Source organism: Pseudomonas mandelii (genome assembly GCF_002251635.1).
Taxonomy (GTDB): Bacteria; Pseudomonadota; Gammaproteobacteria; order Pseudomonadales; family Pseudomonadaceae; genus Aquipseudomonas; species Aquipseudomonas mandelii_B.
On record NZ_NMOJ01000050.1, the window covers coordinates 87180 to 106024 of the forward strand.

The 18845-nt window shown below is 46.2% G+C and carries 16 protein-coding genes and 3 pseudogenes; 11 read left to right on the forward strand and 8 right to left on the reverse strand.

All coding sequences use genetic code 11. The features are described 5' to 3' along the window. Nucleotides 1-277 precede the first annotated feature (277 nt). From B7L09_RS07810 to B7L09_RS32310, 3 genes are all read left to right on the forward strand, one after another. A complete protein-coding gene (locus B7L09_RS07810) occupies nt 278-892 on the forward strand; it encodes a cytochrome P460 family protein (RefSeq protein WP_081853957.1) in 615 nt (204 codons plus the stop codon). A 391-nt stretch (nt 893-1283) separates the two neighbouring features. Next, nucleotides 1284-1940, forward strand: coding sequence for a peroxiredoxin-like family protein (locus tag B7L09_RS07815; protein WP_042932902.1), 657 nt, complete (start codon nt 1284-1286; stop codon nt 1938-1940). Nucleotides 1941-1973: 33 nt separating this feature from the next. Beyond that, the gene (locus B7L09_RS32310; protein ID WP_238547518.1) at nt 1974-2852 is read left to right on the forward strand and encodes a helix-turn-helix transcriptional regulator; all 879 of its coding nucleotides are present in this window, start codon (nt 1974-1976) and stop codon (nt 2850-2852) included. A gap of 335 nt (nt 2853-3187) precedes the next feature. Here B7L09_RS32310 and B7L09_RS07825 read toward each other — a convergent pair whose 3' ends face one another. Further along, nucleotides 3188-3721, reverse strand: a complete 534-nt coding sequence (locus B7L09_RS07825; RefSeq protein WP_010461475.1) for a carboxymuconolactone decarboxylase family protein — start codon at nt 3719-3721, stop codon at nt 3188-3190. 115 nt (nt 3722-3836) lie between these two features. Between B7L09_RS07825 and B7L09_RS32315 the strand changes: the two are divergent. The 3 genes and pseudogenes from B7L09_RS32315 to B7L09_RS07835 form a co-directional block, all read left to right on the forward strand. Further along, nucleotides 3837-4400 (forward strand): annotated as a pseudogene (locus tag B7L09_RS32315) (cupin domain-containing protein); the annotation flags it as partial. A 123-nt stretch (nt 4401-4523) separates the two neighbouring features. Beyond that, entirely contained in the window at nt 4524-4814 is a 291-nt protein-coding gene (locus B7L09_RS32320) for a helix-turn-helix transcriptional regulator (RefSeq protein ID WP_238547541.1), read from the forward strand. A 591-nt stretch (nt 4815-5405) separates the two neighbouring features. Continuing rightward, on the forward strand, nt 5406-5894 hold the full coding sequence (locus B7L09_RS07835; protein ID WP_094468417.1) for a YkgB family protein: 489 nt from the start codon (nt 5406-5408) through the stop codon (nt 5892-5894). Between the two features lie 79 nt (nt 5895-5973). Here the strand turns inward: B7L09_RS07835 and B7L09_RS07840 are convergent, their stop codons facing one another. Then, a complete protein-coding gene (locus B7L09_RS07840; protein ID WP_042932253.1) occupies nt 5974-6882 on the reverse strand; it encodes a LysR family transcriptional regulator in 909 nt (302 codons plus the stop codon). A 303-nt stretch (nt 6883-7185) separates the two neighbouring features. Between B7L09_RS07840 and B7L09_RS07845 the strand changes: the two genes are divergently transcribed. The 5 genes from B7L09_RS07845 (at nt 7186) to B7L09_RS07865 (ending at nt 13715) form a co-directional block, all read left to right on the forward strand. Then, entirely contained in the window at nt 7186-7752 is a 567-nt protein-coding gene (locus B7L09_RS07845) for a carboxymuconolactone decarboxylase family protein (RefSeq protein ID WP_010461482.1), read from the forward strand. Nucleotides 7753-8184: 432 nt separating this feature from the next. Then, nucleotides 8185-9072, forward strand: a complete 888-nt coding sequence (locus B7L09_RS31305) for a helix-turn-helix domain-containing protein (protein ID WP_141213435.1) — start codon at nt 8185-8187, stop codon at nt 9070-9072. Between the two features lie 160 nt (nt 9073-9232). Further along, nucleotides 9233-9865 (forward strand): cytochrome P460 family protein, encoded by a 633-nt coding sequence (locus tag B7L09_RS07855; RefSeq protein WP_081853959.1) that lies wholly within the window; start codon nt 9233-9235, stop codon nt 9863-9865. A 594-nt stretch (nt 9866-10459) separates the two neighbouring features. Beyond that, on the forward strand, nt 10460-11437 hold the full coding sequence (locus tag B7L09_RS07860) for a YeeE/YedE thiosulfate transporter family protein (protein ID WP_010461487.1): 978 nt from the start codon (nt 10460-10462) through the stop codon (nt 11435-11437). 562 nt (nt 11438-11999) lie between these two features. Then, entirely contained in the window at nt 12000-13715 is a 1716-nt protein-coding gene (locus B7L09_RS07865) for a methyl-accepting chemotaxis protein (protein WP_010461491.1), read from the forward strand. Nucleotides 13716-13921: 206 nt separating this feature from the next. Here the strand turns inward: B7L09_RS07865 and B7L09_RS07870 are convergent, their stop codons facing one another. From B7L09_RS07870 to tnpC, 6 genes and pseudogenes are all read right to left on the reverse strand, one after another. Then, a complete protein-coding gene (locus B7L09_RS07870; RefSeq protein ID WP_010461493.1) occupies nt 13922-14284 on the reverse strand; it encodes a histone-like nucleoid-structuring protein, MvaT/MvaU family in 363 nt (120 codons plus the stop codon). A 380-nt stretch (nt 14285-14664) separates the two neighbouring features. Then, entirely contained in the window at nt 14665-14901 is a 237-nt protein-coding gene (locus B7L09_RS07875; protein ID WP_010461504.1) for a copper resistance CopC family protein, read from the reverse strand. A 401-nt stretch (nt 14902-15302) separates the two neighbouring features. Next, nucleotides 15303-15412 (reverse strand): annotated as a pseudogene (locus tag B7L09_RS31310) (glutathione S-transferase); the annotation flags it as partial. A gap of 143 nt (nt 15413-15555) precedes the next feature. Then, entirely contained in the window at nt 15556-16080 is a 525-nt protein-coding gene (locus B7L09_RS07885) for a carboxymuconolactone decarboxylase family protein (protein ID WP_010461505.1), read from the reverse strand. Nucleotides 16081-16135: 55 nt separating this feature from the next. Next, a complete protein-coding gene (locus B7L09_RS07890; protein ID WP_010461506.1) occupies nt 16136-16753 on the reverse strand; it encodes a nitroreductase family protein in 618 nt (205 codons plus the stop codon). 525 nt (nt 16754-17278) lie between these two features. Next, nucleotides 17279-18178: pseudogene (gene tnpC, locus B7L09_RS07895) on the reverse strand (IS66 family transposase); the annotation flags it as partial. Nucleotides 18179-18845 lie beyond the last annotated feature (667 nt).

Below are 18845 nucleotides of genomic sequence, written 5' to 3' on the forward strand. Positions count from 1 at the left end.
CGCCATAGAGATCTTAAAAGATCCTTCCTAGTACCGGAGACGAATATATTTCCTAGATCGGTCAACCTCTTCAGGAGTGCAACAGGTATGCCTTGCTAGATTTTATTCTCGGAACGTCCCCCCCCAATGTCAAGCGACGCGGCCAATGAATGACAAAGTCCGCACGTTTTTGAAAGAGGTGCATCAGCACGTGCGCTAGCCTCCAACTCGCACCATAACTAAACATCCATGTCCTAGATCAGAAAATCTAAATTTTTGCCTACCTGGAGAACATACAATGAAAAGCCTAAGACTCAATACGGTAACCGCAATAGCAGTTACTACATGCATAGGTCTATATGCCGCTGTTGCGCAATCCACAGAAGAATACCCTAATGTAAAAATCGGGCCAAAATTCAACGAAAAAGGCCAATTAATGCAACCTAAAGATTTTCGGCAGTGGGTATTTATCGGAGCTCCAATTACACCAAACGGACTAAACAACGGGAAAGCCAACTTTCCTGAATACCATAACGTTTACGTAGAGCCAGCAGCTTTTGAATACTATCGAAAAACAGGTACTTGGCCTGAAGGCACAATGATGGTGAAAGAATTGCACCTGACTGAAAAAGGCCAATTACCGGACGGGTCAAGTGTAGAGCCATCTGGGAGAGGCTATTTTCCGGGCGGTGGCCCCAGCGGTCTAGACATATCAGTCAAAGACAGTAAACGCTTTGCAAAAACCAAAAACTGGGGCTTTTTCAACTTTGGCCATCACGCACCTCCCTTCGAAGCAGTTTCTACTGAAGCACCGAAAGAATCTTGCGCTGGATGCCACATCGATAATGCCAAAGAAGACATGGTGTACGTTCAATTCTACAAACCAATCCTGACCCCCCTACCACTTCCTTAAACAACGAAAAAGGGTCAAAAAATAAGTCTTATTTTATCGAAAAATAAGGCTTATTTTTCATTTGAAATTACACACATACACTAGGTAAAACTTTTCTATTATGCCTCGCACCGGTTCATACGAATCGCCCTCTGCAGAAACACCCGCACTGAGCGTCGTATTTTTCCCGCCCCGCCCTTGAATACCCTATACCGCAGAGCAAAAGCGCAGGTTTTTGAAATATCCCTATAAAACAATAGCTTAAGATATCTTCGACTCTAACGCTAATTCGAGTTAGATACCAACGAATGAATATATCACTCAGCGCTCCAATCTGACCTTACTTCATATCTCAAACCGCCAGAATAAAACTAACTATGATTAAGGAAAATTGATGGTATTTTGCACGCAAATGATTGATTTTTTAGCTGGAGATGAAAATCCGCTTGCGGCTGAGGATCAGAAAATTTTACGAAATTCGATTGTAGAACTTTGCGAATCAAAAGTTTCAGCAGGTTCATTCAAAGCCGGCGAACGCGCACCTGACTTCACTCTTGAAAGTATTGAAGGAGGCGAAGTTCGTTCGACTGACCTAGTTCGAAAGGGACCGTTGATTGTCGTTTTTTTAAGAGGATTATGGTGCAAATATTCGTATGCGACTCTTACTGCTCTTGAATCAGTTAATAAAGCCGTAATCAGTAGAGGGGCCTCAATTGTCGCTGTTTCACCAGAAATACATTTGTTCAACGCAGACATGCAAAGAAAAAAACTCTTAAACTTTCCATTGTTACGCGACCCCTACAGCCGAGTTGCAATGGAATTTCAGGTGGCATGGCGTTTGTCATACCTATTGAAAAAAAAATATCAAACGCTAGGTGCGGACCTCGACAAACTGAATGGAGTAGACAGCGAGATGCTGCCAATGGCTTCTCTATTTGTTATCGACAAACAGGGAATTATTGTATACTCCGAAGTTAACGCTAACTATACTCAACCGATTAACGAAGAGGAGATTCTCTTAGTACTGGACAACACACCGTCACTTCGAAAAGCTCGCGGGATAGAATAGCTGCATACCCTCTACAGCAAAACGAGATGAAAAATGCGACACCAAAGACAACTACAAAAAAAAAGCGGAGAACACTACCACCCTATGGTCTTGGTCAGTGCGCGCATTTTAAACTGCGAATCGCCGAGCAGTTACGCGTCAAACACAGGGCGTTTCACGCTAATCATTTTTCTTAGTGACAACGGACGCCTGGTTTTCAATACCGCTTCTGCCAGTATCGATGTAGAAGCAAAAATAGGGACCACAGTACTAATCGGTGATGTCGAAAAAGATCACACGATGTCCTGGAGCGCGCCAAACAAATTACTTGAAATTGCTATTGAAGATAGGTTCGTCTCTGCAGTAATTGCAGCTGTTACGCCAAGTAAAACAGCCCTGTCAGACGTTATTGGAGTTTACGGACCTGAGGCTGGGTTTGGCGCACTTGCAAAGCGCTTAGCAGGAAAAATGTTCGGCCAACGAAATACTAACGCCAGCTTGGTAGCGGATGGATATTATTGTGCCCCTGCAGCACGTTTTCTGATCGCTATGATGGTTAACATTCAGAAAAATAAAGATGCAAATAAAAGGAGCAAGAAAAATCTCCATCTTTCTGAAAGGACATTAAAGGCTATTGTTGATTATATTGAAAGTGAAATTTCACTTGCGATAAGCGTTTCAGAAATGGCTGAAATCGCAACTCAGAGCAAATTCTATTTCGCCCGTACTTTTCGAGCAAGTACCGGTCGCTCCCCGCATTCGTATGTTTTGGACAGTAGGCTGCGCCGTGCAGAGTTTTTACTATCTGAAACTGATATCAGTTTGTCACAGATAGCAAACGACTCAGGCTTCAACTCCCATTCATATTTCACGTCAACATTCAAGAAACGGATAGGCATTACACCAGGGCAGTACCGAGATCTTCATCGTTGAAAATGGCAATATCAGTCGAGTTCCGCGTACAAAAATGGTTAGAAGGAAATCAACAAAAAACTCACTTCTCTTGAGCAGAAGCGAAAACGTTGCTCTAGACCTCCTCCAGCAGCTATTTGAACAATTTTTCCTGATCTTCGTAACTGCCCCAACTGAAATGAGTAAAGCGGTAGGCAACCGACCTTAACGTCACAAACGATAAAGTCGGTACCTTCGCAGCGATGTTAATTGACAATAGCCTCGAACAAATTATTTTAAATCCGTTCTCGGTATAATTGCGATATTACTCCCAACGTTTGACAACATAGTCTTTTAAAGGCGCTTCTTAGATGCGTTTAAATTTCTGGATAGTCTAGCACTGTGTCATTAATGCGATTAACCGTATTGATAAACATTGTAGAAGCGATTGTGAGCGAGATCCCTATGATCTGACTTTGAGAATAGCCCGCTATAATAATCGACTCCACATCTAACGAGCTAAGGGTACCCGTTCCTGATACGATATTTCGAACAAATTCAATGAGCGCATCCCTGCGCGGATCTTCAGTGCTTCTGGACCCTCGTATTCTCAAAATTTCATCGTAGGAAAGTCCAGCGAATTTAGCCTTGAGACTGTGGACCGCCACGCAGTAGCGGCACCCCGAGCAGACACTTACAACTAATCTTATGATCTCTAAATCCGCATCTGAAATTTCGCTCCGAGAGATTACTTCATCCAGATGCAATACAGCATGCAGCCCCTCAGGGCTGTGTGTTCCAATGGTTAGGTAGGTGTTAGGAATCATACCCGCGGCTCTTTTTATAGACGCAAACGTTTCAGCCACTAATCCGGTAGCTTCATGCGGCTCCATAGTGGTAAGGCGTGACATCGAGAACTCCTCTGGATATAGCTTCCAGTAGCGATTTATGACAGCTTCCAGCCTAATCCTCGACGTTCGCCATGTTAATGCTATTATTTACCATTATTATGCTCGAGCGTCTCAAATGGACATCTTAAGCAGCTTACTTTTCCTCATGCCCGTGAGCGGCGCGCTCGACACCCGATGTCATTTCAGCCCTCCCTGGAGACTGGATTACGCGGCTACCGGACCCAGAGAGATCCCTTACCACGTCCTCTTGCGCGGGACTGCGCAGGTGGATGACGGTGAAAACCCCGTTCTGTCTATGCAAGCGGGGGATATTTTACTGATACCCTCCGGTGTCCCCCATGTTCTGTATGAGGGCAGTGGGTCACCATCTACAGCTGGTAAAATGCATCGCGAAAGGGGACTTAAGATTCGGACTAACAGCGAAGATCCGAAACCAGTCAATATGCTGTGTGGGAGATTTATCTTGCCATCCTCCCCACGGCAAATAATCAAGGAAAGCTTGCCTCGGCAATTAATCATCAGAGGAGTAGACGTACCCGATGAATTGGCTCACTTGACAGAGGAACATGTTGCCAGTAGTCGCTTGGCTCGCTTAATTACGTTGATGCATGAAGAGGCGATAGAGCATGGCCCTGGCAGTGAATCAATGATGAATCACATGTCTGGAGCTCTTTTTGGCATGACCTTACGTCTAGCCAGTGAGAGCGCTGAGCCCCCGATAGGCCTTCTTCGCCTGGCACAACGACCAAGACTCCAGCCAGCTTTCACAGCAATGTTTGAAAATTATTCTAGGACATGGTCTATGGCTGAGTTGGCAGACTTGTGCTTAATGTCCAGAGCGACCTTCGCAAGACAATTTGCTGAAGCTGCGGGTAGGTCTGCCAATGATCTGCTTGTTGAGATACGGATGGCAAATGCAAGTAGACAACTTGCCGAAACATCAGACTCTATCGCCAAAATAGCTCAAGACAGCGGATACAAATCAGACGCAGCATTCCAAAGAGCATTCAAGAAGCACATGGAGATGACGCCTGCAAGATGGCGAATTCAATCAGCGTACGTTGCGAAACGAGACTTCACTGACCAATCATAAGCTAATCTTGGCCTGCCATAGCTCCCTACACTATGCCACCCAGATCAAAAATGAAGTCAGATAAATTTAGTGAACACCAAAGCTTTTATTTCAAAGCCTATGATTACGTAAAATACGCACGATTTTGAAATAAATAGCCTAACAAGCAAGATAATCTGCACTAGGTCTAAAGCTGAACCATGCATCCAGACTTTAACTTAGTCTAAGCACCACGGATCTCACTAAAGGACATAGTAAGGTCATCCCCTTGGGTGGGTGCACGCCTCGAAAATCTTGCACCCACTCTTTTTTAAATATTAACCAGTTGCAAAAAAATTACTTATCAAACTCATTAGACCCTCCGAACCAGGTGACATATCAATTATAAATCTCCAGTGCCAACAGATCACTTAAGTAAAAATCCATGTCATCCAACCGAAACTGATCGACATTAGCAAAATCGAATTTTTATTCATCTTGCTAAATTCTAAACGCGACTACAGTGCCAAAGCTCAACTATCAAAGTCTCCTTTGGTAGGTCACGGACACCATCTAACAACCACATCCCGAGGTAATACGATGAACACTCGCCTGAAACAACCTAACGATGAGATGAAATTCCATAATGTAGTAACTAAACCTGCAGGCCCACTCATCACTCGCATAGGCGAGATTACTACTTTTACTGCTTTAACCATAATTTATCTATGGTTCGGCGGAATGAAATTTACTGCATATGAAGCGAATGGAATATTTGGTTTTGTGAGCCACAGCCCGCTCCTATCCTGGATGTATAACTTCATGAGCATCAATGGATTTTCATATTTTCTAGGAGTTCTTGAAATTGCGATTGGGTTGTTAATCGCAGCAAGGTGTATATCTCCAAAGCTGTCGATTGTAGGTGGTATATTATCTTTAGGATTATTTGTAACAACGCTTTCCTTTATGCTCAGTACACCACTCGTATTTGAACCGGTAATGGGCTTCCCTGCCATAACTGTTGTTCCAGGACAGTTTTTATTAAAAGATATTGGACTATTGGCTGCCTCCATCATTGTAATCGGAAACTCTATCTCAGCCCTCGAAACTCGTACAAGATAGATATAAGCAAGCGCGACCAACATGACAAAAAACTAAGCCCAGGAAGAAATCCTACATGCGAGACTCCCCGCTTAGCTGTTCAGGGGAGCTCGATGTAGAGATCTTGTTTATGGAACTCAGAAGCCAAATGACTAACAAAGGATCGTGCGACCGTCTTCGATGCAGCGCCCGCGGGAAGCGAAGCATACAGTTTAATATCCCCCATATCCCAGCCTTCAAGCACGCGAATCAATGTACCTGAATCTATTTCTGCCTGACACGACCAAAGGCCTGTGGACAAAATGCCGGCTCCACTAACAGCAGATGCCATCGCCATCTCACATGCATCTGCGGTGATTTTGCCATCAATACTGAGTGACACCGCTTTTCCATTCCGGGAGAACAACCAAGGCCTTCCTCCTGAGGGGGAGGGCCCAACGATAATGGAGTGCGCAATTAGCGCTGCAGGTGAACTCGGCATTCCTTTACGTACAAGATATTTTGGGGAAGCCACTAACACCCTAGGAGTGCTCGTAATGAGTCGCATCGCCGCTTTTGCCTCTTCAGGTTTTATGATTTGCAGAGCAAGATCTACCTGCGCCCTTAATCCGTCCCTACAAGGATGATCTGAAACTAGGTCAACACTAAGCGTCGAGTGGAAATCAAGAAACGCAGACAATTTAGGAATAACCTCTCTCAGGGATACACCAGCTTGTATACCTAATCTCAACCGCCCCCGAAGCTCCCCCCCCCCCTGGGCCGCAAAGTTCGCCTCCTCGAACGCTGCCAATATAGGTTCTATATTCGCCAGGTAACTAGCACCTGCGGGCGTTAACGCCATAGCACGCGTAGTTCGAACTAACAACATTACTCCCAGATCACGCTCTAAAGCGGCAATTATCCGCGAAGCTGATGACTGAGAAATACCTAGTTCTTTGCTCGCTCGGGAGAAACTGCCTGTATGCGCAACGCGTACGAACAACCGAAAGGGAAAAAGATACTCATTCATGCAAAATCCAAATTTATGTTATCCATGTTGGACGGCTAGTCAATTAAGTAATAATAACCGACTATCTCAGAGATGGGGAACAACACTATAGAGAAAAGGGATAGAGAACATGATTAACGTCCATCTACAATATTGCTGCAAGCATTTTTTGCTGTGCAGCAATAGGCCATCAAATAGCTTGAGAAGCTTTGGACCACATTACTCACTGCAGTATTTCGTCGCATCTATCGAAACCTAATAAAAGCAAGCGCTTTATCAAAGAGCTTAAAAACTACCACATCATCAGACCAGGGGGAAGCTTCAATGTCTCGCTTATCCACAACCAACCCTTCTTCAGCTCAAGGCACCACTTCAGAAATTTATAACTCTATAAAGAAGTCAGCCGGCATTGTACCTAATGTTTATGCGACAATTGGAACGCATTGCCCATCGGGGTTAAAAAAAATACTTGAGTTAGATAAAATCATAGAGGGAAGTACACTTTCAGAAGCTGAATTGGCTGCAATAAGACTAAAGGTAAGCACAAATGCGATCTGTGATTATTGCATAACCGCATATGCCTTTCTTGGACAATTTGCAGGATTATCTAAAGCCACCATAGAAAATATAAGAACCGCACAACCAACTTTAAACACTAAAATAGACAAATTACTCGATTTTGTATGCACCCTGCTAACCTCAAAAGGGGTTATCGATTTTTCAAGCATTCAGACACTTTTAAGTGCTGGATATACGGAAAACAACCTAATAGAGATTTGCTTAGTCATTAGCAACACCACGTTTATTAATTTAGTTAACAGAATAAATAACACGACAATTGACTTCCCTCAGTTTGACTTCAAAAATGAAGCCATGGGAAAAAAATCATAAAAAGCGCACGTTTTTGCAATCGTTCGACTCTCGATTAGGCTAGCCTTGACTCATCTATCATGGACCATGCCCGTCAAACTGTGACGTTGCGGCACAGCAACAAAAACGGCCGCATGTCCACCTTAGAGGCCTCGGGCTCTTCGAGGCCCAAGAGAGGTTGAATAAGCTCGACGCCGCAAGGGGGGGTATGCTTTCCTAAACGCGTAGGGCTTTCGAACGCGGCAGCAGCAGCGCAAAAAGGAAGGCGCAACTATACCGGAGCAAAAAATGTGCCACTACATCCTTCTATCCATGGGCTTTAGACTAAGCGTCTCAAGGACTTGCCCCCCTGCCCAGGTTTTACAGTGCTGCCCAGCACTGTGAGACAAGATTTGGATTCCGGTCGTGGTTTCCCGCAAACAAACCGCGGGACATTTAATAAGAGAGGCTAATATGGCGACGCTACTCCTCCCTAACTCTACTTCCAACTCTATGGCAACGCAAATATATACCGTTGTCTGCGCAAGATTCATGAAGCAAAAAGGCAATCAAAGATATTCATCAATTAGCGGACAGATGACGATTATAATTTTCCTAACGGGAAATGGTGTGCTTTCGCTAACAGAAGCCAATATGCGTAAAGATGTTGAAATAAAATGTGGCACTTGTATCGTCCTCGGATGTACAGAAAGTGATCAAATTGCATCATGGGACCTACCGAATAACTTTGTCGAGATAATGATTGATGATTACTTTTTATTAAGAACAATTGAAACCTTAAAGCTAAATCTTACATCCCTAAAAAATGTAGTCGCGCATTATGGCCCTGAGTCAGGATTCGATTGTGTAGCACGTCGCGTTGTCGAAAGAATCGGAGATGGCTTTAGCTCTTGCGCAAGCTTGGTCAGAAACGGCTTACACTGCCCCGCTGCGGCAAAATTTATTCTCGGAATCTTGCTGAAGGGGCGAAAAAAAACTCAATTTAGTTTTGAGATGGCAATACCAAAATCACAATTACCAGAGCCAAGGTTCAATAAAGTCGCTGAATACATTGATCAACGTATTAGCTCCGCAATCCATGTAGGAGAGCTCGCGAGTATCGCCTCACAAAGCCATTTTCACTTCACACGTACGTTCAAAGCCAGGACCGGACGATCACCTCATGCCTATATTTTGGAGCATAGAATACGCCGTGCTGAATACCTGCTGGCAGAATCAACCTTGGGCTTGGCACAAATCTCTCAAGATTGCGGGTTTAGCTCTCAATCCCATTTCAGTACAGCGTTCAAGCAACATATTGGCATAACGCCAGGGCAGTATAGATATCTATGGCTTTGCTAGCTTCATGTGAAACAACAATTGATCCATGAAAAAGTATTAGCCAACCATGGCGAATACACCTTAATGATGCTTATCAAGCAACAGACGTTCAGTTGCGCACATTAATTAAGCTGCATCCTAAATAAACTTTAACGATTTAATTCCAAGGCAGGTTACTAATATGAGCGTTAAGAATTTTAAAACTGTGTTCACCTGTATAACATTGGCCTTCTGTCTTCATCCAGCGTTATCAAGTGCGAGCGCCCCTAAAACTCACTCAGGCAGCAATGCCCCCAGCTACTCACGCACTTTTGAATTATATGTCGACAAGGACGGCAATATAAAAGTCCCTAAAGATTATAGAACTACGTTCATTTTTTTGGGCTCATTCGCCGTACCTGGTGGGGATTCGTTGGGAGGATTAAAACAACTACATCAGGTATATGTCGATCGAGATTCAGTTGAGTATTACAAATCCCACGGTGACTTTCCAGATGGAGCTATCTTAGTTAAAGAGTTACAGGAGACCACTGCTGCTAACTTAACGACAGGCCACGCATCATTTTGGGATCAAAATGCCGGATGGTTTGTGATGATAAAAGACACTAAAGGGCGCCATCAAAAAAGTGGGATATGGACTGACGGTTGGGGATGGGCGTTAATCGCCCAGGAAGCTCCAACAGTAACAACCAATAAAGATACAAGCACATGTATTTCATGCCACACCCCTGTTAAAAAAACAGACTGGGTACACGTTTGGGGTTATCCCCTTCTCGAAGCACACGACAAAATTTCAACTCTTAATGCTCAATAGCCAAGTGTAATTCCGAATATTGCTGCAGGTAAGTTTTATCGAGAAAAGATCAGTGGAACTCTATTGCCCCATGAAAATTCTAATCATCAATGAGTATCCAAAACTCACCTAGTTTATGGTGTCGATAACTAACCTTATGTAAGTTTCATTTTCAGTATCTCAGCGGACGTGAATGTGATGCCATTGAGTATGCTAAACATCTGCGCCCGCTGCCCCACTCCCCCACCTGCACACATGGGAATACTGCAGATCTGTTATCTGTCCCAGGGAGTTCGACGTACCTAGCAACAAGAATATCGAGACAGCACAAGGTGTTGTCCAATTGCCCATCCCAGGATTTGTTTATTTATCTACACTGCTTGCCTGTTACCCTAAACACGAATCGCACCATATTAATCATGTGTAGCACGCCATTGACTAGGGTTACACACGATACGCTTACGCTGCACTCCAGCATGATACGCCCATATTTTGTACGCACTAGCTGTTGCGAAATAAGCTCCCCCCACCAGATGCCAAACAACCAAATCATAATGGATTGTATATACCAATGTATACTTGAGAACATCACCCTTTCTCTAGCACGGAGGGTTAATGCAATTGTCGCAATTAATCATTATATTAGCCGCAAGCATGTCCCTTGCGTTTACCATGGGTTTCGCCATAGGCCGCGGGGATATTTGTGCAGTAGCTGCGGTAAATTATTGGATAAACCATAACAGAGCGTCCTATCTTCGTGCTTTCATCGTAGCAACAGCATCAGCTGGGCTTATTCTTTTACCGAGCGCATGGGTTTTCCCCGATATCGTTAGCTTATCTTATACCTACCAACTATCTTGGATGACGTTCATCGCCGGGGCACTTTTTGGTCTCGGCGCTTTTTTGAATGGTGCCTGTGTGTTCGGTACTATCGCGCATTTATCAAAAGGGGAAATAAACTATATCGGTACGATTGCTGGCATGTTTATCGGGGCTCTCTTAGCGCCATTAGTTACATCCCGAACTGACGGATATTATTTTGTAGAATTATCGAAACCCTCCACGCTATCCCTTTTCGTATGGCTGGTATTTGTTGCGATCGTTTTTCACGAACTGGTTTTAAAACATTACTTGATAAAATCCGGAAACTTTATCAGCTCGTCAAATCGTATTTGGAACCCTACTTTATCAATGTCGGTAATCGGTATTACTGGAGGATTGCTCTATGCGATAATTGGAAACTGGGGTTATCTGACAGTGCTTTCCCATGGTGCAGCTAAGCTGGTCAACCCCTATATGCCTGATGTAACTCTTCAGGTATTTACAGCTACGGCAGCACTTATTTTTGGTGCCATTGTTGCAGCGTGGAAAACTCACAGATTGAAAATACAGAAACCTTGCTTTCTTCTATTTTTTCGCAAACTGGTAGGAGGTTTGTTCATTAGCTTTTCTGCCATAGTTATTCCTGGTGGTAACGATGCTTTATTATTATATGGAATTCCATCTCTCGCGCCTCACGCTTTCATTGCGTATTTTATTATGTTATCGGCATTAGCCGTTCTCCTTAAGATAGACTACAAACCTGAAATCTGATTGCCGTGACTAATTTTTTGATACATAGATCTATAAATAATACCTATTTGAACCTCCATTTTTTAGTGCTTTACAAGTGCCTCCACCACATCCTCAGAATCATCATTACTGGCTTCCAACCAGCCGACAGATAAGCAAGAAAGACTAAAATCATAGATCAGCACAGTCAACGAAGAGCATAATTCGCAGGATTCTGAAAGAGATCTTTCGAGTCATACGCTAAACTCACTTCCGCACCAAATCAATATCCCGCCTTCTTGACCAAGGTAAGCATCGCTGCAGCATAGATACTGCTCGCACGGCTCATTTCCTATTAGTAAGGTGGATTTGAGAAACGACTCTCCAGCTGATGGCAGTCGATGTGCAAAAAAGATTCTGAACACTATCCCAGCAAACCAGAGAATCATGATGAAATAAATCCCCTGAATACTCCGGATGTTTTGACATGTGTTCATAGTCGGGAACGCTCATTTTATCGAAAGGTTGTTTCACTACTTTCAAATCTTGTCGCAACTACCTATTCCTACTCAGGATGACTTGATCCAATCAAGGAGAGTAAAACTTGTCTATTCAGCGACTTTTTACAATCATTTTCGCCGCAATTATTATCAGCGCGATGACCCTCAGCCTGGTCGTAATGGCGATGATTAATAACCAACAAAACTTGAGCGACAGCGAAGAAAATCGTTATAAGTCATATTTACTAGCAGATGAATTACGACAGAGCTCTGACGACTTGAGTCGAATGGCTCGCACCTTTGCAGTCACCGGAGAAAATCGTTACGCCCAGTTGTACCAGCAGATCTTGTCGATCAGGAATGGAGAGGAGCATCGACCTACTAATTATAACTACCCATACATGGACTTCCTTGCTACTGGTCAGCAGGTTGAGACTGGATTCGATCCAGCTATGCCTCTACTAGAGTTAATGCGTCAACAAGGAATTAGTCAAACTGAATTTGCGAAGCTTAAGGAAGCTGAGCGAGCGTCAAATGAACTAGCAAGAATCGAATCTGAAGCGATCGAGACCGCCTCTGGGGCTAAAGGTAAAGTACCTGATCTGAATGCTTCCACTCACCTAGTCTACAGCCCCCGTTATGACGCAGAAAAAGCACGTATTATGGCGTCTGTGAAAGAGTTTTTCATTTCGCTCAACCAACGAACTCAGCAAGAAGTAAATGACTTACGCTTTACGAACTCTGTTTATATGAGCGTGGTGTGCGCAATGGTTCTATTACTGATCGTTATTGCAGGAATAGGTATTATAGCTATACGGCGTAAAGTAAGTGGTGCTCTATTACGTCTTTCCAATGACGCGCAACGGGTAGCCGAAGGAGATCTCAGTACCAATTTAGATACTCAAAATGGAGGAGAGTTTGGGGTGCTTTCTCATGCATTCGGAAAGATGGTTATCAAATTAAGAGATGTAGTGACTAATGTCGTAAACTCTAGCAGCCAACTCGGGGTATCTGCAGAGCAGCTCACCAACACTACTCGCACAACACTGGAAAATATGAGGCAGCAAGAGTTACACACTTCAGAAGTAGCAACAGCCATTACGGAAATGGCAGCGACCGTTCAAGAAGTCGCCCATCATTCAGCTCAGACAGCAGAAGCGGCCCAAAAAGCGGATACTTCTGCCACAAACGGCCGCGCGGTGGTAGAGCAAATGGTGAACACCATCCAGCAGCTATACGATGATATTGGCAAAGCTGCCGAAGTAATTCAGATCTTGGCTACCGACACTTCTAGTATCGGGGGGATCCTTGATGTGATTCGTAGTATAGCCGACCAAACCAACCTGCTAGCTCTCAACGCTGCAATCGAAGCGGCAAGGGCTGGAGAACAAGGCCGTGGTTTCGCCGTTGTAGCAGACGAAGTACGAAACTTAGCTAAACGCACTCAGGATTCGACTCAGGAAATTCAAGATATGATTATGCGCTTACAGGAAGGCGCCAAACAAGCAGTGTGCGTTATGGATCAAAGCCGTATTCAAGCTGAGGCAGGCTCACGCCAAGCCGACAATGCCGGCCATGCTCTCGAAGATATTACTAAGGCCAACCGGGTGATCAGTGACATGGCTGTTCAAATCGCCAGTGCCGCTGAAGAACAAGCGGTGGTTGCTCACGATATAAGTCAACGAATCGAGCAGATTCGAGAGTTAGCTAGTCATAACGCTACGGGTTCCGATCAAGTGAGTAGCGCCAGCGAAGGGGTCGCTCGCCTTGCTCAAGGCCTGAACGCCCAGGTAAGCCATTTCAATCTCGTACGCACCTAACCTTTAAAATTTCGGCCGGAGCCACCATGAGCCCCAGTCAACTGACCACTACATAGAGATAAATCCCCTATAATAGAGCGCACAAGTAGAACAATAATTTTTAACACTATCCTATCGGTTATGATGCCCGGGTGATTCCGAGCTTGATATACCATCGACAAAACAGGCCCTTGAAAGGGCCCGTTTTATTTTTGCTCAATCAAAAATCACCTGATTAGCCAAGATTCGACGGTCGCAGAACCGTGCTCGGATTTCCACTCTTTCAACGTCTTGTGGTTGCCGCCTTTGGTCTCGACAATTTCTCCGGTGTGAGGGTTTTTGTACACCTTCACTTGGCGCGGCTTACGGATACCGACCTTCGGCTCGGTGGAAGAAGTGCTACGACCTTGAGGATCTAGCAGGTTGATAATGTTTTTTAGGCTGAAGCCGTACTCAGCCAATAAAGCACGTAGTTTACTCTCAAACTCCATTTCTTTTTTTAGACCGGAGTCACCTTTCATGGCCTCCAGCTCTGCTAGCTGCAGAGCGAGTTGCTGTTCGAGTTTACGAAATTCCGCCAGACGAGACATGAGTCAATTCCCTAATATGTGGATAGTACGGGTTGCTGTGGTACGATGATATACGGTTTAACGAGCCAAATCCTTTTCGAGCTGATCCATTCCAGCGCCATCTCTAGCATAGCTATCATTCTCCAGGAACCACTGTAGCTGATAGTGCTTACGTGAGATTGTGCTGCTAAGCAGAATGCTAACTATAAAGATCTCTACGCCAAATAGCAGCGTATGTTTTTTGAATCTCGAATTGAACCGTCTCGGCCCCTCAATTTTCAACGTACACACGAGACGCCCCACGACGACTAGCCTCCGCATAGACATGCTCGATCAAAGCCCCGCCAATACCGTTACCAAGCGCGTAACACGCGACAAACAAGTCTTGAGGATAACAGTGGTCACCCATTGCCCCCCGCAGATCGGTGGTAGATCGAATGCACTAAGCCTGATGCTTGCCCATCCACCACGGCAAGCGCTGCAAACATCGGCTCCACTGGTTCCGAGAAGCGCGTCCATGTGTTGAGCGTCACAGCTTCAGGGATATCTACTTCGTAAAATCGCTGATAGCTTTCCCATAGCGAAAGCAAGATATCAAAATCGTTGTCATTAATGGCTATGATCTCGATTGATTGCATGGAATGCTCCCGAAATTTAGTTGGCCGCCCCGCTCCTTCATGGCCACGTGTACAAAGAGGTGGGTTAACACTTCCAACTGACAATCGAAATGATCTGTTCAGACGATCCGCCCAGCACAAATTCGCAGCCGAAAAGGGGGCGATGAAGCCGCCTAACCCGCCTCCCTAATCAATGATCACAAGCCTTGCATGTTCCAAGTCCAGCTACCTATACGCGCCTCTTACCCGCAACGGATGCCTTCTCTGCCTGCTTAACGTGGGTCACTTCTACGCAGCGCCTAGTCTGGGATTGGTTTCACACCGCACATTTGAAAATAGGTACTTTTGATTTCGTCCTGACTTCGAGGAGAGTGGGCAAGGATATGGGCTGGAGACAGCAACTCGTACTCGAGACCAGTTTACTCAAGCATGATGCTGACCTTTACCCCATTGGGCGTCGGCAGGGAAAAGAATTGCAGTCGATGGGGCACAGCGCTGGCCAGCGTGTCAAAATCGGATGATCAAGTGTCACTTTCTAGCCCCTAAACTTGTCGACCCATACAAAAAACCGGATGCGGTCCCAAGAATCTCTCAAGGGTGCATCCGGGCTTTCGCACTACGCTCGCATCACGATAATCCTCCAAATGCCTTCGGAGAGATGCGTCAGGATAGAGGTCAGATCGAACCTGCCGGTGTAACGGCGGGAAAGTCTTTCTCGGGATCAAATACGTTATTGAAAAAGTTCGTCAGGGAGTACATGGCCACCAACGCGATGATCTCCATGACATTCGCATCACTGTAGCCTGCGTCGCGAACGGCTTTCAGATCAACATCACTGACCTTGCCGCGAGTCTCGATAACTTTGTGCGCGAACTGAAGAGCAGCGTTACGCTTTGGGTCGGAGGCCTGCCCCTTGCGAGCAAGAATCACTTCATCGGCCGGCAGCTTGGCCATATGCTCGGCCGTAAAGCTGTGAACCATCAGGCAGTAGTTGCAGCCATTCGCTTCAGAGACGGCGAGGCCGATGCTGTCACGCGTCTTCACATCGAGCGCTTTGCTCATAGAGCCGAGCAGCGTCGCCCATGCGTTGAACGCGATTGGGCTCCGCGCGAAGATTGCCATCATATTTGGAGTGAACCCGATGTTCTTGGTGAACGCATCGAGAGTCGGTTTCGAGTCAGCCGGCACTTGTTCTGGCATTAGAACTTCACATCTAGGCATTGCAGTCTCCCTAAGTTACTGGTTTCATTGATAATTAAACGAAATCCAACACTTCAGCCAACGGACGGCGGAGCTTCTGCGGCCAGTTTCCTGGACGCTCCGTACCTATGGACAACAACATGACCGGCACTTCGTTTTCAGCCAGTCTGAACTCACGGGCTACCCCTTCGGCATCGAAACCGATCATTGGGGTCGAGCCGAAACCCAGCGAGCGGGCGGCATAGATGATCGCCGACGCACCGAAGGTGGCCGTACGAACTGCCTCATCGCGCTGACGCTGCGGGTACTCTAAATACAGGTCGCGCGCAGGTAGTTCCCAATCCGACACCATCTCCACAGGCATAACGCCTGCTTTAACCAACGGTGCTAGACGCTCCGGTATTACGCTGGAGTCAGCCAATTGACCGCAGATAATGAAGGTAACGGCTGCTTCCGTAATCGGGGGCTGGCTCCAAGCAATCGGACTTAACCGCGCTTTTGCTTCAGGTGTGCGTACCGCAATGAAACGCCAGTTCTGTAAGTGGAAGGATGTCGGCGCAGAGGTACCTATTCGCACCAACTCTGCGATTTGATCGTCGCTTAAAGTTGCAGTAGGGTCGTAGTACTTAGCGGCGCTACGACTTACGATACATTCGATAACGGCATTGGTCATAATGGTTCCTATGATTGAAGAGATAAGTTGAAGCTCAAGAGAGCTGCCTCCTATGCGCACCTGGTTCGCTTGAAATATCGCGTAATTTTTTTCCTTTGCTTCTGGTGGTTATTAGACAAATGATCTGCTTGCTGCTTGCACATAGAACGAGCAAGACCGACAACAAGCTTGTTCTTTTGTTTTTTTGTTGATGGATGAAAACTTCACAGGCACAGAGGTAGCGTCATGCCTTTCACCCCCCTGCCCCTCACTCTCTCATCGGTCGAGGCTCTGAAGATGACTGTATTGGCCTTTTGAATTGTTCCTACAATGCACCTTGATTATCGATGAGAGATTCCATCACCAAGCAAAAGGGTTCCACCTCCGCTATGTGGCACAAGGGTTACCACTATCTCACGCTCCGATATCATGCTATATCACCTTCTTGCGGTGTTTCAGCATGCGTGTTCAAACACAATGTTTACTTGAGTGGCTTGGTCAGGGCATAAAGAATCGCACCGCCTAGTGCCTACTTTTCGACAGTTAAGTCAGCGTCGGGTTAAGCCACGCGTGTAGTTGTTCTAACTGCGGCTTTGCCGAACTGCCTTTCTCTGATCGGGTGGAGGTCCGCGAATCTCGCTTTCGATGACATACGGAGCCGCAATCCATAGCAACACCTCGGCGGCGAGCGGTGAGGCCTGAACTTTTTAGACATCCTAAATTTGTGTCGAGCGTGCGCCCAACAGGCACCTTCATGAATGGTGCCCGCGGCATACAGAGCTTGCGAGATCCCTATGAAGTTTTTGATATGTGCGCAGGAATACTGACCTTTGCGATCTGGCGAATATGCAATCCATACAACCGCTGGCGTCGCTAACTGGCAGGTCGGTCGTCAGGCACCATGCCAACAAGCGAGCCGTTTTGGTTTTGCCATTGTCCGGCGCAAAATACACCAATCGGCGTGTCGTCGGCATGGACTTTAAAGCCGCTCATGACATGACGCTCAAGGGCGTTGAATAGCTGCGTGAGCAATTGACTGCTCTTGCCTTTCCAGTCAGCCAAAGTTGAGCGCTCCAGATCCACGCCCTCACGGGCGTAGATCTCGGATTGTCGATACAGTGGCAAATGGCCGACAAACTTGGAGACCAGCACACGGACCAGTACCCCAGGGCCAGTAAAGTCTCTGGCTATCGGGCGAGTCGGTGCTGGTACTCGGGCGATGTGCTCGCAACAGCGGAAAACCGCCTTCGGACCCGCATGGAGAATCACCTTAAATCGCGCGGGGACGTACTCCAGCACCTCAGACACATCCCCCCCCCAAATAGCGAAGCTTCCGCCGCAACCCTAGCATTGCGACTCAGGCTGGTGGACATGGTTTTCGCCTGGCAGGTGTTCATGCAACGGCTTGCACTGAGAGACGACGCGAGGTGTCGGTTCGATTGGCGGTGTCAGTTCAGTTTAACTTGCGTTTGAACTCTGTCGGGAAGTTGGAACGGAGACCGCGTCGACGGGCTGAGGCAGCGGCATCCAAGACAGTGTCTATTAAAAAATGATGGATACTATTTTTGCTAATTCTGAAGGTCGTCAGGACTGGTTGCCGGCCAGACGGTTACGATCGTCCCGCTGTTCATTGTTCTACTTCCGAAGCGTCTTCAGCTATTGATCAAACGTCTGTGCCCGAGTCCTCATCAAAGCGATTGTTGATCACACTCTGATGTTCGAGTAAGTCGTCGGCGGCGTCCAGATTTTCTGCTAGCACTCACAACGAATCATGTGGGCGCGGAGAGTCGCCCCTCTAGCGTCATGGGGAGATACAGAGGTTGGTGCGCTCTCAACTACATTCCTTAAACTTTGGTGATCTGTGTCTTGAGTATCATGTTCAAGCTAAAATGACGTTTGGTAAATGTCTTAAAGCGACCTTCTCGCAGCGTCGCAACCAGAGGCGCGGTGCTAGTTTTACACATGCCGAGCACCACAACCTCTTCTCCATCCTCAATGCTTTTGAACCACGCAGATGGGGCGATCAGATACTCACCTCCACACCAATTCCGCTTTTGGGATTCTCGGGATCTGGCTGGAATTTGCCCATCAGCAGGTTGATCATATTTTTGCT

Coding starts and splice junctions, on each gene's coding strand:
- B7L09_RS32310 (WP_238547518.1), top strand. CDS start 1,974: ATGCGACACCAAAGACAACTACAAAAAAAAAGCGGAGAACACTACCAC.
- B7L09_RS07885 (WP_010461505.1), bottom strand. CDS start 16,080: ATGCCAGAACAAGTGCCGGCTGACTCGAAACCGACTCTCGATGCGTTC.
- B7L09_RS07870 (WP_010461493.1), bottom strand. CDS start 14,284: ATGTCTCGTCTGGCGGAATTTCGTAAACTCGAACAGCAACTCGCTCTG.
- B7L09_RS07860 (WP_010461487.1), top strand. CDS start 10,460: ATGCAATTGTCGCAATTAATCATTATATTAGCCGCAAGCATGTCCCTT.
- B7L09_RS07875 (WP_010461504.1), bottom strand. CDS start 14,901: ATGCAATCAATCGAGATCATAGCCATTAATGACAACGATTTTGATATC.
- B7L09_RS07840 (WP_042932253.1), bottom strand. CDS start 6,882: ATGAATGAGTATCTTTTTCCCTTTCGGTTGTTCGTACGCGTTGCGCAT.
- B7L09_RS07825 (WP_010461475.1), bottom strand. CDS start 3,721: ATGTCACGCCTTACCACTATGGAGCCGCATGAAGCTACCGGATTAGTG.
- B7L09_RS07855 (WP_081853959.1), top strand. CDS start 9,233: ATGAGCGTTAAGAATTTTAAAACTGTGTTCACCTGTATAACATTGGCC.
- B7L09_RS07890 (WP_010461506.1), bottom strand. CDS start 16,753: ATGACCAATGCCGTTATCGAATGTATCGTAAGTCGTAGCGCCGCTAAG.
- B7L09_RS07815 (WP_042932902.1), top strand. CDS start 1,284: ATGATTGATTTTTTAGCTGGAGATGAAAATCCGCTTGCGGCTGAGGAT.
- B7L09_RS31305 (WP_141213435.1), top strand. CDS start 8,185: ATGGCGACGCTACTCCTCCCTAACTCTACTTCCAACTCTATGGCAACG.
- B7L09_RS07810 (WP_081853957.1), top strand. CDS start 278: ATGAAAAGCCTAAGACTCAATACGGTAACCGCAATAGCAGTTACTACA.
- B7L09_RS07845 (WP_010461482.1), top strand. CDS start 7,186: ATGTCTCGCTTATCCACAACCAACCCTTCTTCAGCTCAAGGCACCACT.
- B7L09_RS32320 (WP_238547541.1), top strand. CDS start 4,524: ATGGCTGAGTTGGCAGACTTGTGCTTAATGTCCAGAGCGACCTTCGCA.
- B7L09_RS07835 (WP_094468417.1), top strand. CDS start 5,406: ATGAAATTCCATAATGTAGTAACTAAACCTGCAGGCCCACTCATCACT.